Source organism: Klebsiella sp. K47 (assembly GCF_051858335.1).
Lineage (GTDB): Bacteria > Pseudomonadota > Gammaproteobacteria > Enterobacterales > Enterobacteriaceae > Klebsiella > Klebsiella pneumoniae.
On the sequence record NZ_JBPYUI010000013.1, the window covers coordinates 1 to 17,016 of the forward strand.

The 17,016-nt window shown below is 58.0% G+C and carries 15 protein-coding genes; 9 read left to right on the top strand and 6 right to left on the bottom strand.

The genetic code is table 11. The features are described 5' to 3' along the window. Positions 1-786: 786 nt before the first annotated feature. Positions 787-1,104: a hypothetical protein gene (locus tag RRF55_RS14040; RefSeq protein ID WP_002887322.1), complete on the top strand. Its 318-nt coding sequence runs from the start codon at positions 787-789 to the stop codon at positions 1,102-1,104. Positions 1,105-1,144: 40 nt separating this feature from the next. Here RRF55_RS14040 and RRF55_RS14045 read toward each other — a convergent pair whose 3' ends face one another. From RRF55_RS14045 to trpS, 4 genes are all read right to left on the bottom strand, one after another. Beyond that, positions 1,145-2,269: an ABC transporter permease gene (locus RRF55_RS14045; RefSeq protein ID WP_058343189.1), complete on the bottom strand. Its 1,125-nt coding sequence runs from the start codon at positions 2,267-2,269 to the stop codon at positions 1,145-1,147. Beyond that, the gene (rbbA, locus tag RRF55_RS14050; protein ID WP_102007264.1) at positions 2,269-5,013 is read right to left on the bottom strand and encodes a ribosome-associated ATPase/putative transporter RbbA; all 2,745 of its coding nucleotides are present in this window, start codon (positions 5,011-5,013) and stop codon (positions 2,269-2,271) included. The genes RRF55_RS14045 and rbbA overlap by 1 nt, the downstream gene beginning before the upstream one ends. Continuing rightward, a complete protein-coding gene (locus RRF55_RS14055; protein WP_004178470.1) occupies positions 5,010-6,077 on the bottom strand; it encodes an HlyD family secretion protein in 1,068 nt (355 codons plus the stop codon). The genes rbbA and RRF55_RS14055 overlap by 4 nt, the downstream gene beginning before the upstream one ends. Positions 6,078-6,383: 306 nt before the next feature. Continuing rightward, positions 6,384-7,391, bottom strand: coding sequence for a tryptophan--tRNA ligase (gene trpS / locus RRF55_RS14060; protein ID WP_064153137.1), 1,008 nt, complete (start codon positions 7,389-7,391; stop codon positions 6,384-6,386). Between the two features lie 504 nt (positions 7,392-7,895). On the opposite strand from trpS, the gene RRF55_RS14065 reads away from it, so the two are divergent. The 4 genes from RRF55_RS14065 to RRF55_RS14080 are packed head-to-tail and all read left to right on the top strand — an operon-like array spanning position 7,896 to position 12,331. Beyond that, positions 7,896-8,879, top strand: a complete 984-nt coding sequence (locus RRF55_RS14065) for an autoinducer 2 ABC transporter substrate-binding protein (RefSeq protein WP_002887349.1) — start codon at positions 7,896-7,898, stop codon at positions 8,877-8,879. 50 nt (positions 8,880-8,929) lie between these two features. Continuing rightward, the gene (locus RRF55_RS14070) at positions 8,930-10,414 is read left to right on the top strand and encodes a sugar ABC transporter ATP-binding protein (RefSeq protein WP_016946160.1); all 1,485 of its coding nucleotides are present in this window, start codon (positions 8,930-8,932) and stop codon (positions 10,412-10,414) included. Further along, positions 10,407-11,378, top strand: a complete 972-nt coding sequence (locus RRF55_RS14075) for an ABC transporter permease (RefSeq protein WP_004146909.1) — start codon at positions 10,407-10,409, stop codon at positions 11,376-11,378. The genes RRF55_RS14070 and RRF55_RS14075 overlap by 8 nt, the downstream gene beginning before the upstream one ends. Further along, a complete protein-coding gene (locus tag RRF55_RS14080; protein WP_002887352.1) occupies positions 11,375-12,331 on the top strand; it encodes an ABC transporter permease in 957 nt (318 codons plus the stop codon). The genes RRF55_RS14075 and RRF55_RS14080 overlap by 4 nt, the downstream gene beginning before the upstream one ends. Positions 12,332-12,367: 36 nt before the next feature. On the opposite strand, the gene RRF55_RS14085 is transcribed toward RRF55_RS14080, so the two are convergent. After that, positions 12,368-13,150, bottom strand: a complete 783-nt coding sequence (locus RRF55_RS14085; protein ID WP_002887354.1) for an NAD(P)H-dependent oxidoreductase — start codon at positions 13,148-13,150, stop codon at positions 12,368-12,370. Positions 13,151-13,236: 86 nt separating this feature from the next. Here RRF55_RS14085 and RRF55_RS14090 point away from each other — a divergent pair, with 86 nt between their 5' ends. Together RRF55_RS14090 and fosA are read left to right on the top strand one after the other, a co-directional pair. Further along, positions 13,237-14,145 carry a LysR family transcriptional regulator gene (locus tag RRF55_RS14090; RefSeq protein WP_021313611.1) on the top strand — a complete coding sequence of 303 codons (909 nt, stop codon included), beginning with the start codon at positions 13,237-13,239 and terminating at the stop codon, positions 14,143-14,145. After that, complete coding sequence (gene fosA, locus RRF55_RS14095; RefSeq protein WP_004146118.1) at positions 14,139-14,558, top strand: FosA5 family fosfomycin resistance glutathione transferase; 420 nt, start codon at positions 14,139-14,141, stop codon at positions 14,556-14,558. Before RRF55_RS14090 ends, fosA begins: the two co-directional genes overlap by 7 nt. Before the next feature lie 71 nt (positions 14,559-14,629). Here the strand turns inward: fosA and RRF55_RS14100 are convergent, their stop codons facing one another. Then, the gene (locus tag RRF55_RS14100; protein ID WP_002887384.1) at positions 14,630-16,042 is read right to left on the bottom strand and encodes a PLP-dependent aminotransferase family protein; all 1,413 of its coding nucleotides are present in this window, start codon (positions 16,040-16,042) and stop codon (positions 14,630-14,632) included. Between the two features lie 177 nt (positions 16,043-16,219). Between RRF55_RS14100 and RRF55_RS14105 the strand changes: the two genes are divergently transcribed. Both RRF55_RS14105 and RRF55_RS14110 read left to right on the top strand, forming a co-directional pair. Then, complete coding sequence (locus RRF55_RS14105) at positions 16,220-16,384, top strand: DUF1127 domain-containing protein (protein ID WP_002887388.1); 165 nt, start codon at positions 16,220-16,222, stop codon at positions 16,382-16,384. A gap of 164 nt (positions 16,385-16,548) precedes the next feature. Further along, positions 16,549-17,013, top strand: a complete 465-nt coding sequence (locus tag RRF55_RS14110) for a MarR family winged helix-turn-helix transcriptional regulator (RefSeq protein WP_004177547.1) — start codon at positions 16,549-16,551, stop codon at positions 17,011-17,013. Positions 17,014-17,016: the final 3 nt, after the last annotated feature.

Consider the following 17,016-nt stretch of genomic DNA (forward strand, 5'->3'; position numbering starts at 1 on the left):
CGATGGTAGTGTGGGGTCTCCCCATGTGAGAGTAGGGAACTGCCAGGCATCAAATAAAGCAGAAAGCTCAGTCGAAAGACTGAGCTTTTTGTTTTTGCGTTTTAACAAGAACCCGTCCCGAAAGGTGCGGGGTTTTTTGCGGTGTGGGGTATATCTCCCCGGTGGCGCTGCGCTTACCGGGGCTACGGATCCTCAGCCGCTTTCTGATCGAGAAGTCATCAATGCAGCAAATTGCCGAGGTCAATAATGCTATCCGGGCGGGTTGTTTCAGATATCTGCAGCACCGATAGTGTCAATAAACAGCCTTAACAGCGCTGCGGAAAGAATAGCTATCTTATTGCTTCGCAAAATAACGTGACTAATACACATGGGTGGTGACCCGGGTGGTGAATTTATCTAATGATACGAGTCGAAAAAATAATTATTAGCAGCTACGATTAAATTTCTATTTCTATTTCTATTTCTATTTCTATTTCTATTTTCGCGCTATTATTTTGTTTTTCTGCAAAATAGTGGTGCAGCTTTTCCCACCAGTAAAATAACGCGTTAGGTAACGTGAAAAATTACGCCTGCGCTGTATACTTCTCTCCCCATTTATTGCGACGATCGGTAAACATTCAGCCTATTTTTTGTCTTAATGAGCTATATCATTAACACTTTGTTAACTTGATCTGGTTTATATGGCAGCAAATTTGATATACAAAGGGGGATGATTGCCTGTATGGATGCTGCCCGAAATACCTTGCGAGACATATGCAGGTTCTCGGCTGGCAAATGAGAATAGAAATGAAAATCCTGCTTAACTGGTCGCCATTGCGCCAGCTCTTCACTTACATTCAGGAGCGCTTTACCTTTCTGGTGCTGCTCTGCTGGCCAGCGATTATCTGGTTGTTCTGTCGGGTCGGCGTGTGGCTCACCGATAACGTTTATGAACTGCTGGGAAAATCACCCGCCCAGTCCTTCACCGTGTATCTGCAGCCGTTTATGACCCCCGGCACGCTGCTGCGCATCTCCATCAGCTGGGTGGTGTTGCTGTTCATTCTCTTCAGTATGGCGATGGCCTTCACCTGGGGTTTACGTCGCTTTATGAATCGCCATAAATAAACCATTCGGCCGCCGTAAGTCGACGGCCCTTCTTAAGCCTTTATGCCATCTCACCAATAGTCTTACGAAAACGCAGCAACGCGATAGTAAAGAACACTCCGCCGATAGCCAGCAAGGTTAAGAACTGCGGCCAGACGATGGCGAAGCTGGCGCCTCGATACAATATCGCCTGCGCCAGGCTGACGAAGTGGGTGGTCGGCATGGTCAACATAATATCCTGTACCAGCTGCGGCATACTTTCTCGCGGCGTGGATCCGCCGGAGAGCATCTGCAGCGGCAGTAAGACCAGGATCATCAGCAGCCCCAGCTGCGGCATCGAGCGGGCGAGGGTGCCCATAAAAATGCCGATCGAGGTAGTGGCGAACAGGCTGAGCGCCACCCCCAGCATAAACAGGGGAATCGACCCTTCAATGGGCACCTGCAAAATCCCCTGTACCATCAGTATCAGTGACAACCCGGAGACCACCAGCACCACCAGGCCCATCGACCAGATCTTGGCCAGCATAATTTCAAACGGCGTGATCGGCATCACCAGCAGATGCTCAATGGTGCCATGTTCCCGCTCGCGGATCAGCGCCGAACCGGTGAGGACAATGGCCAGCATGGTGATATTGTTGATGATCGCCATCACCGCGCCAAAGCGCTCCTGCTCAAGGTTAGGATTAAAACGCATCCTGACCGCCAGCTCTACCGGCAGCACGCTGATATCCCGATAGCGGGCGATAAAACTGTTTACTTCGCCGGTGATAATATTCTGGATGTAACCGTTGCCGGTAAAGGCCTGACTCATGCGCGTGGCGTCGACGTTGACCTGGATTTCCGGCTGCCGATCGGCCAGTACATCGCGCTGGAAGTTAGGCGGGATGTTGATGGCGAACGTGTAGCGCCCGGCATCCAGCCCGGCGTCCATCTCATCAGCGGTGATCAGCTCCGGCTCAAGAAACCAGGGACGGTAAAAAGCGTTAATAATGCGTGAGGAGAGCTGGGATTTATCCATATCAGCAACCGCGATCGGCGCCAGGTGCAGCGAACCGGGCATCACCGTGGCCGAGGAGTACACCGACACGGTAAACGCAAACACGATCAGCGCCAGCATCGCTTTATCACCGAGCAGGCTGCGCAGCTCTTTGACGCCAAGATTATAAATATTGCGTAATCCGCGCATCATCCCTCCTGTTTCTTCAGCAGCAGCACGCTCAACCCGAGCACCAGCGGCACCGCAATCAGTAGCGGAATGAATGAGCCCCACAAATCGCTAATATTCAGCGCTTTCGAAAAGGTCCCGCGGGCGATAGTCAGGAAGTGGCTGGTCGGGTAGATTTGCCCAATCCAGCGCCCGGGACCTTCCAGCGAGGCCACCGGATCGATCATTCCGGAAAACTGGGTTGCCGGGATCAGCGTAATAATCGCGGTACCGAAAATAGCGGCGATTTGGCTCTTCATAAAGGTTGAGATCAGCAGTCCCAGACCAGTGGCGATGGTGACATACAGCAGCGCCGCCAGGGTCAGCGTCAGGAAACTCCCCTTATGCGCGACGCCAAAGACAAAGACCGACAGCGCGCACAGCAGGAAGAAGTTAAACATCCCCAGTACGATGTAAGGCAGCTGCTTGCCGAGCAGGAATTCGCTGCGGGTGGTTGGCGTCACGTACAAGTTGATAATCGATCCGAGCTCTTTCTCACGCACTACGCTCAGGGCGCTGAGCATCGCTGGGATCATCATCAGCAGCAGCGGGATCACCGCCGGGACGATGGCCGGCAGGCTCTTCACATCTGGATTGTAGCGATAGCGGGTCTCGATGGAGATGAGCGAGGTATCGCGCTGCGGGCTGCTCTGGCGGCCGGCCATCTCCTGCAGCCAGGCCAGATGCATCGCCTGTACGTAGCCGCGCACGGTTTCCGCGCGGTTGGGCATCGCGCCGTCCACCCACACGCCGATTTGCACCGGCGTGCCGCGGGCGATATCGCGGCCAAAGTTCGGCGGGATCTCTATCGCCACCGCCAGCTCGCCGTCGCGCATCCGGCGGTCCAGTTCGTCATAGCTGTGCAGCGGCGCCTGTTCGATAAAGTAGCGTGAGCCAGCGAGATTCTGCGACCAGCCCTGGCTGCTGAGGGTTTGATCGCGGTCGAGGGCGGCAAAGCGCAGATCCTCAACGTCCATGCTGATCCCATACCCCATGATAAACATCAGGATCACCGTCCCCAGCAGCGCCAGCGTCGATCGTACCGGATCGCGGCGCAGCTCCAGCGCCTCGCGGCGGCTATAGCTAAACAGCCGGCGAAGACTGAAGGCCTGCCGTGGAGCCGTATGTCCGGAATGCGATGCCACAGCAGACGTGGGTTCTTCTGGTACTGGAGAGGACGGCTGGGCCTCTTTAAGCCAGGCGATAAACGCCTCTTCCAGGCTGTTTGAACCGCGCTGCTCGACCAGCGCCTGCGGCGTATCGCTGGCCAGCACTTTGCCGGCGTGCATCAGGGAGATACGATCGCAGCGTTCCGCCTCATTCATAAAGTGGGTGGAGATAAAAATGGTCACCTGATCCTGCCGCGCGAGGTCTACCATCAGCTGCCAGAACATATCCCGCGCCACCGGGTCGACGCCGGAGGTCGGCTCGTCGAGGATCAGCATCTCCGGGCGATGGATGACCGCCACCGCTAACGACAGGCGCTGACGGATCCCCAGCGGCAGATCGGCGGGAAGCGCGTCTTCAACCTCGGTCAGCATAAAGCGCTCGCACATTTCCGCCACCCGGCCGGGGATTTCGCCGTCCGGAATATGGAACAGGCGGGCGTGCAGCTCGAGGTTTTGCCGGACGGTCAGTTCGCTATAGAGCGAGAAGGCCTGCGACATATAGCCCACCCGCTGGCGGGTGGCGATATCCTTCGGGTCGACCGGCTGGCCGAACAGCCAGGCTTCACCTTCGCTGGCGGGCAGCAGGCCGGTGAGCATCTTCATGGTGGTGGATTTGCCGCAGCCGTTGGAGCCGAGGAAGCCGAAGATTTCACCGCGGGCGATGCGGAAATTAACGTGGTCGACGGCAACAAAGTTGCCAAAGCGCATGGTCAGGCCGCGCGCTTCGATGGCGATCTCTTCCTCACGGCTGCCGCGCGGTGGGATAACTACCGCCCTATGCGCCCGACGCTGTGCTTCTGGCAGCAGGGCGATAAACGCCTGCTCCAGGGTCTGGCTGCCGGTCTGGGCTTTGAGCTCTGCGGCGCTGCCGGTCGCCAGCACCTCGCCGGCGTTCATCGCCACCAGCCAGTCAAAGCGCTCGGCCTCTTCCATGTAGGCGGTGGCCACCAGCACGCTCATCGCCGGCTGGCGCTGACGAATATTGTCGATAAGCTCCCAGAACTGCGCCCGGGAGAGGGGATCGACGCCGGTGGTCGGTTCATCAAGGATCAGCAGCTGCGGATCGTGGATCAGCGCGCAGCACAGGCCGAGCTTTTGCTTCATCCCACCGGAGAGTTTTCCGGCGGGGCGATCGCGAAACGGCGCCAGCCCGGTACTCTGCAGCAGCTCGTTGATGCGCAGTTCGCGCTCGGCTTTATCGTGGCCGAACAGGCGGGCGAAGAAGTCTACATTTTCATACACCGAGAGAGTGTGATAGAGGTTTTTCCCCAGCCCCTGCGGCATCCACGCGATTTTCGGACACACCTCGCGGCGGTGATGCACATCGCGCATATCGCCGCCAAGCACCATCACGTTCCCCTGCTCGATGGTCCGCGCCCCGGCGATCAGCGAAAGCAGGCTCGATTTGCCGACGCCGTCCGGGCCAATCAGGCCAACCATACGCCGTGCCGGGATCGCCAGACTGATATCGCGCAGCGCGATGGTGGCGCCAAACTGCTGACCAACGTGTTCCAGCAGGGCGACGGGGGGCGAGGTATCCTGCGGCGTTAGTTTCATTGCGGCAACCTCACCGCCAGGGCTTCAGGCCAGGGTTGTTGTTTATCCAGCCGTACGTAAGCCATACCGGGCAGGCCGGTTTTGACATACTCCAGGTGCTGCGCCAGCAGCTCCGGCGGGATACGCGCTTTGACGCGGAACATTAGCTTAAGGCGCTCGTCGCTGGTCTCGACCGTTTTCGGCGTGAACTGGGCGACGCTGGCGACAAAGCTGATATTGGCCGGGATCACCAGATCCGGCGCGGCATCAAGGACCAAGCGCGCTTCGCTGCCGAGCGCCAGCAGACCTGCCTGTTCGGTGGGCAGAAAAAAGGTCATATAGACATCGGCGAGATCGACCATGTTCAGTACCCGGCCACCGGCGGCCAGGACTTCGCCTGGCTCAGCGACGCGATACTGAATGCGGCCGTCGCGGGGGGCTTTCAGCTCGCTATCGTCAATATCGGCGAGGATCCGCCGCTCGGTCGCCTGGGAGGCTTCGACGCGGGTTTGCGCCTGAATAATGCTGGTGCGGGCAGCTTCGATGGCGGCGCGGGCGGCGGAGACCTGGGCTTTCGCCGATTCCAGCGCCGCGCGGGCGCTCTCTGCGGCCGCGCGATCGTCATCCAGCTGCTGGGCAGAGACGGCGCCACGCTGGGAGAGGGTGTTGGAGCGAACATGGCGTTTCGCCGTGGAATCCAGCTCCGCCTGGCGCTGCTTCACTACCGCTTCGCTGGCGCGCATTTCACTTTGTCGCTGATCGAGCAAGGCTCTGGCGGCCAGGACCGCGCTTTCCGCTTCCTTGATTTGCGCGGCGGCTTCAAGACGCTGCTCGTTCAGTACCCGGGTATCCATTCTCGCCAGCACCTCTCCCTGGTGCACGAACTGACCCTCTTTGACCAGAATGGTGTCGATACGCCCCGCGATTTTACTGGCAATATCGACTTCGGTGGCTTCGATTCGGCCGTTGCTGCTGGCAAACCCCGCCGGGAGTCCCGGCGGGCGCAGCAGCCACCATGCGGCGGCGGCGAGCACCACCAGTAAGCCGACAAAATACCCTGCCCAACGTTTCTTTATTTTGTCCATACGCGACTCGCTTGATTCCCTGTGCTGAGTGGTGCGCGTGTTTCCTCCGGCGGGCGGAGCGTCCTTCTTGCGAAGGACGAAAAAGTGGAGGGAGGGCCGCTGACGCCGCGCTCTGCCGCGCCGATGCGCAGCCGCTCGCTGTGCTACTTATGTGGTCATCATCAGCGATCCTGGCCTTAATGAAACACGCATAGTGAGAGCTACCGTTAACGCGATAGTAACAGCCGGGGCGATATTGTCCATACGAAAGACAGGGTCTTGTCGGCGTGTTAACAAAATTATCCGCACAGGGAGTATTTCACCATCTCAGAACAGCACCGGCAGACCCAGCCCACGCTTCACCTCATGCAGCGTCTGCTGTGTGAGGTGGTGGGCGCGTTCGCTGCCCTGGCGCAGCAGCTCCAGCAGCATCCCTTTATCCTGAATATAGGTAGCCCGGCGTTCGCGGATCGGCGCCAGTAGCGTCTGCAAGCAGGTCTCCAGCTCATTCTTACACTGGCGATCGCCCAGCCCGCCGCGCTGATAGTGGGCTTTCATCTCTGCCACCCGCGCCTTATCGCTGTGGAATGCATCGAGATAGGTAAACACCACGTTGCCCTCGACATGCCCCGGATCGCTGACTCTCAGGTGCGTCGGGTCGGTATACATCGCGCTGACCGCGTGGTGGATTTCCTCCTCTGTGGCCGATAACGTCAGCGTATTGCCCAGCGATTTCGACATTTTGGCGTTGCCATCGACGCCCGGCAGGCGACTCACTTCGCTGAGTAGCGCCTTGCAGTGGCGCAGCACCGGCTCGCCGGTGAGGCTATTCATCTTGTGGACGATCTCGTTGGTCTGCTCAATCATCGGTAGCTGATCGTCGCCCACCGGCACCAGTTCGGCCTTGAACGCGGTGATATCGGCCGCCTGGCTAATCGGATAGGCGAGAAAACCCACCGGCAGCGAGCGGGCGAATCCCTTCTGGGCAATCTCATTTTTGACCGTCGGATTACGTTCTACGCGGGCGACGGTGACGATATTCATATACAGCGCGCTGAGCTCCGCCAGCGCCGGCAGGGCGGACTGCAGGCAAATAGTGGTGAGCCTGGGGTCGATGCCGACGGCCAGATAATCGGCCATGACTTCGAGGATATGGTGGCTGATTTTTTGCGGATTGCTGCCGTTGTCCGTGAGCCCTTGCAGGTCGGCGATCAGGATAAATTGCTGGTGGTTATGCTGCAGCGCGACGCGCTGGCGCAGCGAGCCGACGTAGTGGCCAAGATGCAGCTGGCCGGTCGGGCGGTCGCCGGTGAGGATGGTTTGTGGATGGTTCATCAGGGACTCCTTATCAGACTGTTCAGCCGAAAGACGTCCTGAAAACACCAAAGCCGCCTTCCGGCGGCTTTGAAAATGGAAACGTGTATCGTGCCGCCTGTTATGCAGGCAGCCACCAACGGCGGGGGTAGGTAACGATAACGTTTCTGTTCATAGGGAGTATCCTGCCACGGAAGGGGCTGGAGACGCAATCAAAAATCACATACTTTTCCTGATGTTATTTATGTGATTGTTTTTCGGTAAATAACGAAGCGGGAAAAATATATTTTCTCTGCGACCCGATCATTATTCTGGAACAACAAACTATGTTGCATTTTTTTTGTGAAAAAGCTCACGCCACAGGATTATAGTATTATTATCCATATTTATAGCTGAATATTACCTGTCTGCTGTTACAGCTTGTGTTTATTCTCTTCTAAATTATTAACATTATTACAATTTCTATCTATTTTTCCGCTTTGCGTCATACCTCTGTCTGACTACAACGTATTGAGGCTAATTATTATGCATAAACGTCTGGTCGTTAATATTTTTTCATCATTGCTGTTGGGGGCTGCGCTTATTTCCGCGCCGGTATATGCGGCGGAAAAAACCGTAGTCAATATTTCAAAAGTGGACGGCATGCCATGGTTTAACCGGATGGGTGAAGGGGTAGTCCAGGCCGGGAAAGAGTTTAACCTCAACGCCTCCCAGGTAGGGCCGTCCAGCACCGATGCGCCGCAGCAGGTGAAAATTATTGAGGACCTGATTGCACGTAAAGTGGATGCCATCACTATCGTGCCTAACGATGCCAACGTGCTGGAGCCGGTATTCAAAAAAGCCCGTGACGCCGGCATCGTGGTGCTGACCAACGAATCGCCCGGGCAGCCGAGCGCCAACTGGGATGTGGAGATCATCGATAACGAGAAGTTCGCTGCTGAATACGTGGAGCATATGGCCAAGCGGATGGGTGGCAAAGGCGGCTACGTTATCTATGTCGGTAGCCTTACGGTACCGCAGCACAACCTGTGGGCCGATCTGCTGGTGAAATACCAAAAAGAACATTACCCGGACATGCATGAAGTCACCCGCCGAATGCCGGTGGCGGAAAGTGTTGATGATTCCCGCCGTACCACGCTCGATCTGATGAAAACTTACCCGGATCTGAAAGCGGTGGTCTCTTTTGGTTCGAATGGCCCAATTGGCGCGGGGCGCGCGGTGAAAGAGAAGCGTGCGAAAAATAAAGTCGCGGTCTACGGGATGATGATCCCCTCGCAGGCGGCTTCTCTTATTAAGAGCGGCGATATTACCGAAGGGATCACCTACGATCCGGCGACAGCCGGCTATGCCCTCGCGGCCGTCGCCAGCACCCTGCTGAACGGCAAAACCATTGAGCCGGGATTTGAACTGAAAGAGCTCGGTAAAGCGGAAGTCGATAGCGACAAGCATATTATCCGCTTCCATAAAGTGTTGCTGGTAAATAAAGACAATATTGATTCGCTCTACTAATCCACCTTCCGGGGCGCCTGCCGCCCCGGCTTAACCAGCCAGGGGATGCTATGGAACCTTTCCTTTCCCTTCGACACGTCAGCAAAACCTTCCACGCCAACCGCGCGCTCAATGATATCAGCATCGACTTTATGCCCGGAGAAGTGCACTGCCTGGCCGGGCAGAACGGTTGCGGGAAGTCGACGTTGATCAAAATTATCTCTGGCGTCTATCGCCCGGATGAGGGCGCAGCGATGACGCTGGGCGGCAAGACGTGGCCAAAACTGACGCCAGCGGCCTCTGTCGCCCATGGGATCCAGGTGATTTATCAGGATCTGTCGCTGTTTCCCAATCTCAGCGTGTGGGAGAACATTGCTATAAACCACTATCATCGCGGCGTGCTGGTGAGGCGCAGCGAACTGCGACGCAGTGCGGAGCAGGCGATGCGCAGTATTAACGTCTCGCTGCCGCTGGATGCCGCCGTGGAATCGCTCTCCATCGCTCGCTGTCAGCTGGTGGCTATCTGCCGCGCGCTGGCGCAGGATGCCCGGCTTATCATTATGGATGAACCCACGGCCTCATTGACCCATCAGGAAGTGGAGGGACTATTGCATGTGGTGCGCCAGCTGCGTGAGAGGGGGATCTGCATCGTCTTCGTAAGCCACCGTCTGGAAGAGGTCATGGCCGTATCGGACCGCATCAGCGTGCTGAAGGATGGCAATCTGGTCGGCACCATGCCGGCGGCAGAGGTAACCACCCGCCGGCTCGGTTTTCTGATGACGGGCCAGGAGTTTGACTATCAGGTGCGCGATCTGTGGCAGGGGCAGGGCAGTACGCCGGTGCTGGAGGTGCGCAATCTCAGCCGCAAGGGGGAATATCATAACGTCTCCCTGAAGGTCGAAGCCGGAGAAGTGGTGTCGATAGTCGGCCTGTTGGGCGCCGGGCGAACAGAGCTGTGCCTGAGCCTTTTCGGCATGACCCGCCCTGACAGCGGCGAGATCCTGATAAATGGCCAGCCGGTGCGGTTGCGTAGCAATCAGGACGCTATCCGCCACGGTATCGGCTATGTCTCCGAGGACCGTATGTCGCGCGGCCTGGTGATGAGTCAGTCGATTGAAAACAACATTATCAGCACCGTGTTTCATAAAGTGAAAGGCGCTTGCGGACTATTGAGTGATAGTAAAGCTCAGCAGCTGGTCGCAAGAATGGTCAACGCGTTGACCATTAAGGCGCCGGATACGCATCTGCCGGTGAATACCCTCTCCGGTGGTAATGCCCAGCGCGTTTCTATCGCCAAATGGCTGGCGATCTCTCCTAAGCTGCTGATCCTCGATAGCCCAACCGTGGGGGTGGATATCGCAAACAAAGCCGGGATCTATCATATCATCAGCGATTTGGCTGCCCATGGTATCGCCGTGCTGATGATTTGCGACGAGATCGAAGAGGCGTGGTACCAGAGTCATCGCATCCTGGTGATGAAGCAGGGCGAGTTGACCCATAGCTTCCTGCCGGACAGCAGTACCCAGCAGCAGATAGCGGAGGTGGTCAATGGCTAATCTGTTGAAACGACATGAATTCTGGTTAGGCATGTTCATTATTGCGCTGTGCCTGCTGCTGGGCTGGCGCAGTGAGGAATTTTTCACTTTCGGCAATATTTACGACCTCGCTAATAACTATGCGATGCTGACCATTCTCGCCTGTGGTCTGTTCGTGGTGCTGATCGCCGGCGGGATTGATATCTCCTTCCCGGCTATGACCATTATCGCCCAGTACGGCATGGTGGTGATGCTGCAAAAAGTAGGCGGCAACTTCGCGGTGGCTTTTGTGCTTGCCGGCGGCATCGGCGTGCTGCTGGGGCTGGTGAACGCGCTGTTGGTTAATCGTCTGCGGGTGCCCTCGATCATTATCACCATTTCTACGCTCAACATTTTCTACGGTTTGCTGCTGTGGTTAAGCAAAGGTGTCTGGCTCTACGACTTCCCTCCGTGGTTTGAAAAGGGGGTTATGCTGTTCAAATATACCGATGCCGATGGTTACGATTACGGCCTGGGCCTGCCGCTGCTGACGATGATCGTCGTGGTGCTGTTGACCGCGTTTATCATGAATTTCACCACCGTTGGCCGCAAGATCTATGCCATGGGCGGCAACCGGGAATCCGCCAGCCGCGTCGGCTTCAGCGTGCTCCGCCTGCAGCTGTTCGTTTATGGCTATATGGGGCTAATGTCGGGGGCCGCAGGTGTCGTGCAGGCGTGGACAGTGATGACCGTTGCGCCGGATTCACTGCTGGGCTATGAGCTGACGGTGCTGGCGGCGGTGGTGCTGGGCGGCACCAGCCTGATTGGCGGGCGCGGAACTCTCACCGGTACGCTGCTGGGGGTGATTTTACTGGCGGTGATGCAGAACGGCCTGAACCTGCTAGGGGTCTCCTCCTACTGGCAGACCCTGATCACTGGGGCGATCATCGTCGTCAGCATCAGCGTAACGGCATGGAGCCAGCATCAGAACCGGAGCTTGTTATGAAAAAATCGTGGCGCAACAACGTTGAGTTTTACCTGATCGGCCTGCTGCTGCTGATGGTTATCGCCTTTAGCATCGCCATGCCAAACATCTTCTGGTCTGTCAGCAATTTCCAGTCGATTGCCTCGCAAATGCCGGTGCTGGGGATCCTGGCGCTGGCGATGGCCATGACTATGCTTTGCGGCGGCATTAATTTGTCAATTATCGCGACGGCTAACGCCTGCTCGCTGGTGATGGCCTGGGTGGCGACGAGCTATCCGCCTGGGGGCGCTACCGCGCTGGCGACGCTGCTGGCCGGCGGAGGGGCGGCGATGATCATTGGCCTGTGCAACGGGATATTGATCGCCGGGATCCGCGTTTCGCCGATCCTGGCTACCCTTGGCATGATGACCCTGCTCAAAGGGATAAATATTCTGATCACCGGCGGCAGCGCCATCGCTAACTATCCGCAGTGGGTGCTGTGGCTGAATCACGCCCAGTGGTTCGGTATTCCGCTGCCAATGTGGCTTTTTGCGGTGGTGGCGGCCGGGCTGTGGGTGCTGCTGGAGAAAAGCCCGCTGGGTCGGGCGATCATGTTGATCGGATCCAACGAACGGGCGACCCATTATTCCGGGATCAATACCCGGCGGGTGTTGATGTGGGTATATGTCATCTCGGCCCTGCTCTGCGCGGTGGCTGCGTTTCTGATGATGTCGAAGCTGAACTCAGCCAAAGCATCTTATGGGGAATCGTATTTGCTGGTGTCGATCCTCGCGGCGGTGCTTGGCGGCGTGAATCCGGATGGCGGTAGTGGGCGCATCGTTGGGATGGTGCTCGCGCTGTTCCTGCTGCAGATTATTGAGAGTGGGTTCAATATCCTCGGTATCAGCCCCTATTTGACGATGGCGCTGTGGGGCGTATTGCTGCTGTGCTTTATCCAGGCGCGAGGCATGTTGGGACTGGAGAGAGCCGGGTAAATGACCCGTCCTCGGGGGCGAAGACGGGATAGCCAGTTATTCGCTACGCAAATGCACCGCCAGGCCGCTTTGCCCCGGCGCCAGCTCCGGGCGCAGCGTCAGCGACGGGATCAGATAATCGCCATGATTCTGGCGGCGGAATGGAATGGGCTCGGTTTGCCACAGCGTGTCCAGCCGCTCGGCCAGGGCGGCGCACTGATCGGCGAACTGCCCGGCATCGGTTTTATCCGTGCGGTAGAACACCAGCGGCGGAAGCACCTCAAAGCCGGGGTAGAACAGCATACCGTGCTGAATGGGGAACAGGATGTCGTCGATGGGGCCATTGATCCCGCGCGGTGAATAGTGTTCCGCCCAGCCGCCGGCGGTGACGATCAGCATCGCCCGCTTGCCGACGAAAGTGCCTTCCCCGTAGCGATCCCCCCAGTGGCGGTCGCTGTGCTCGCCGACGCCATAGGCAAAGCCCCAGGCGTACACCCTGTCGATCCAGCCCTTCATGATGGCGGGCATCGAGAACCACCATAGCGGGAACTGGAAAATCACCGTATCGGCCCACAGCAGCTTTTCCTGCTCGGCTGCGATATCCGCACTTTGGGTGCCCTGGGCAAAGGCCTGTTTGGAATCGAGGGTCGGCCGCCAGAACTCGCCGACCGGCGGGGCGCCGCTGTCATCGGCGTCATACCCGGCCTTCCAGCGCATGGCGTAGAGATCGGAGACTTGCACTTCATGCCCGGCCTGCTGCAGATGGCGGACGGCAAAATTTTTCAGCGCGCCATTGAGCGAGCGCGGTTCCGGATGGGCGTAAATCAGCAGTACTTTCATAATATCACCTCTGGCGTATGGAGAGCTGCAGAGTAGGAAAGCTGACGCTATAGTAGAAATTAATTACTTAAATTCCCGGTATAGTCGTGATTAATTTACAGCATCTGGATCTCAATCTGTTGCGCACCCTGGATGTGCTGCTTAGCGAAAACAACGTTACCCGGGCGGCGCAGCGGCTGAATCTGTCGCAGCCGTCGGTCAGCATTCAGCTCGCCAGGCTGCGGGAGATTTTCGCCGATCCGCTGCTGATGCCGGGCCCGCGCGGCATGCAGCCCACCGCCCGCGCCGATGAGCTTCGCCAGCCGCTGCGCGCCGCATTAGCCGCGCTGGAGCAGGCGGTGGCGCCGGTCAGCCCTTTTGATCCGGCCACGGCGGCGGAGACCTGGCGGGTGGCGGCGACGGACTATATGGCCTCGGCGATCCTCCTGCCGATGCTGGCTGGGTTACGCCAGGCCTCTCCCGGCAGTCGGTTGGCGGTATTCGAACTGCAGCCGGCGCGGCTGGAGCAGCAGGCGGCCAGCGATACAGTAGATATCTTCTTTCATACCCGCGAGGGCGCGCCGCCGGGGCTGCATCAGCGCCTGCTGTTTCGCGAACGCTACGTGCTGGCTGGCCGGGTGGAACATCCGGCGCTGCGGCCTGGGCTTAGCCTGGAAACGTTCTGTCAGCTGGAGCACGTGATCGTCTCCCCGGACGGGGGCGGCTTCAGCGCGGCGACCGATATCGCGCTGGCGAACCTCGGACTGATGCGGCGGGTTGTCCTTTCCGTGCCACATTTCCTGTTTATGCTGGAGACCCTGCGCAATAGCGATCTGGTGGCGGTCCTGCCGGAGCGGCTGGTGCGCGGGCAGAGCGGGCTGGTGGTCGTCGAGCCGCCGCTGGCGGTCGCCGGCTTTGAGATGCTGATGCTGTGGCACGAGCGCTGGCACCGCGACCCGGCGCATCAATGGCTGCGTCAGTTCATTGTGAATTCACTGGAGGAACAGACATGCTGAGTGGACTGAATCACCTGACCCTGGCAGTCAGCCAGCTGGCGCCGAGTGTGGCGTTTTATCAGCAGCTGCTGGGCATGACGCTGCATGCCCGCTGGGACAGCGGGGCTTATCTCTCCTGCGGCGATTTGTGGCTGTGCCTGTCGCTGGATCCGCAGCGGCGCGTTACTCCGCCGGAAGAGAGCGACTACACCCATTATGCGTTTAGTATTAGCGAAGCCGATTTTGCTAGCTTCGCCGCCCGCCTTGAGGCTGCCGGCGTGGCGATCTGGAAGCTGAACCGTAGCGAAGGTGCCTCGCACTATTTCCTCGATCCCGATGGCCATAAGCTGGAGCTGCACGTCGGCAGTCTTGCCCAGCGGCTGGCCGCCTGCCGCGAACAGCCGTATAAGGGGATGGTGTTTTTTGATCAGTGAAGCTGCTTCGCAGACGCTAGATCACCCGTAGCCCCGGTAAGCGCAGCGCCACCGGGGAGAACAGGTTAAATTCACTCCATCGCCACCTTCACCGCTTCTCCCAGCTTCACCATCACCGCTTTATGTTTCTCGGTCGGCGGCAGGGCGCAGTTGATCCTGACGCAGTTGCGATACTTGCCCGCTGCCGAAAACAGCGAGCCCGGCGCGACCTGGATCTTCAGCCGGCACAGCTGCTTGGCGACGCAGACCATATCTACCTGCTCCGGGAGCTCAACCCACAGCATAAAACCGCCCTTCGGCCGGGTGACGCAGATCCCGCAGGGGAAAAATTCCCGCAGCCAGCAGGTGTAGATCTCGATATTGCGCTGATAGATCTGCCGCATCCGCCGCACGTGGCGGTGGTAGTGGCCTTCGCGAATAAAATTACAGGCCGCCAGCTGAGTGGAAGGGACGTTGGTCCCGCTGGCGGCGTACTTCATCTGTAGCAGCTTGTCGTAGTAGCGCCCGGGGGCGATCCAGCCGATACGCAGCCCGGGGGCGATGGTTTTGGTAAAGGAGCTGCAGAGCATCACCCGGCCGTCGATATCCCAGGAGTGGATCGTGCGCGGGCGCGGGTATTCGGTGGCCAGCTCGCCGTAAATATCATCCTCGAAAATAACGATATCGTAGCGTTGGGCAAGGTTCAGCACCGCGCGCTTGCGGGCGTCCGGCATGATAAAGCCCAGCGGGTTATTGCAGTTTGGCACGAGGATCACCCCTTTGATCGGCCACTGATCCAGCGCCAGCTCCAGGGCCTCGATGCTGATCCCGGTTTCCGGATCGGTGGGGATCTCAATGGTCTTTAATCCCAGCCCGCGCAGCATCTGCATGGTGCCGTAGTAGCAGGGGGATTCAACGGCGATGATGTCCCCTGGCTGACACACCGACAGCAGGGCCAGCGACAGCGCGCTGTGGCAGCCGCTGGTGAGCACCAGATCGTCGGCAGTTACCACCGATCCGCCGTCGAGCATCAGGCGGGCGATCTGCTCCCGTAGCTCGCGACGCCCGGCCAGCTCGTCATAGTTCAACACCTCAGTGAGGTTGTGCTGGATAGCCCGGCTCAGTTCACGCCAGATGGGCTTCAGGCTTGGCTGCGTCACGTCCGGCGAGCCACCGCCGAAGGGGATGATCGATTTATCGTAGCGGGCGTCAAGCATGGTCAGCACCTGATCCCACTGGGTGATCTCCACCGGGCGCTGGACCGGACGCGACATCGGCGGCACCGGCGGCTGGGCTTTGCGCGGGGCGACGAAATAGCCCGATCGCGGCTGCGGCACAATCATCTGCTGCTGCTCAAGCAGCTGATAGGCCTGCTGGACGGTGCTGATGCTGACGCCGTGCTCCTGGCTCAGGCTGCGCACCGACGGCAGCTTTTCGCCATGGCGATACAGGCCCTGTTCGATGCGTTCGGCCAGCAGCGTAGCGAGATGTTGGTAGCGGGTCATACTGTATCCTTAATTGCCGCCATACAGATGGAATAACCAGTACAGATTGGCGTAAAAATTGGGCTCTGGTGTACGTTTTAGCTAATCTGTATGTTAAAGAAAAGCGTTTTGTGAATCTGTATTCCTTACCCCCAAATCCGTGAAGATAAAGCCTCTGGCAAGGTGAGGAGGTAGAGGATGGAATTTCACGAGAACAGGGCAAGACAGCCATTTATCGGTTTCGTACTGCTGGTGCGGTTTATCAAAAAATGGTGGCTTCAGGAGCAAACGCGCAGAGTTTTGCAGCAAATGAGCGACGAACAGCTGAAAGATATCGGCCTGCGTCGAGACCAGATCAATTAAAACGTGCGGTTTTTTACAGGCAAACCTTCTTCATTATCCCGGTGAGCGCAAAGTGCCGCCGGGATACATTCACGAAATTTATCAATTGATGCGGCACGAGCTTCCGTTTCTTGATACTTACCCTGATAAGTATTATTTTCTTCTCAATAATGAGAGGAAGACCCGTGACTGAAGACGAACTGTTTGCCCGCCGCCCGCTGGGGATGCGGATGGCTATGGTGGTGCGCCAGTGGCGCGCCATTATTGACTCCGCTATCACCGATACCGGACTCACCCAGTCCAGCTGGACGGTGCTGATGCAACTGCATCAGCTGGGAGACAACGTCTCGGTCAGCGAACTGGCGGAGGTGCAGGGCATTGAACTGCCGCCGCTAATGCGCACCCTCTCATTACTGGAAAAGCAGGGCTATCTGGTGCGTTCCACATCGCCATATGACAAACGCATTCGCCTGCTGACGCTGACCGCTGAGGGGCGGGCTATTCTGGAAAAACTGAGCTGCGTGATCGAGACCTATCAGGAGCGCGTAACCCAGACCATCCCGGAGGCCGATCTCGCCACCTTCAGCGCCACGTTAAATCAAATCGCCTGCCGTTTGCGGAATATCCGCGAAGAAGATAACAAGATCTAACAC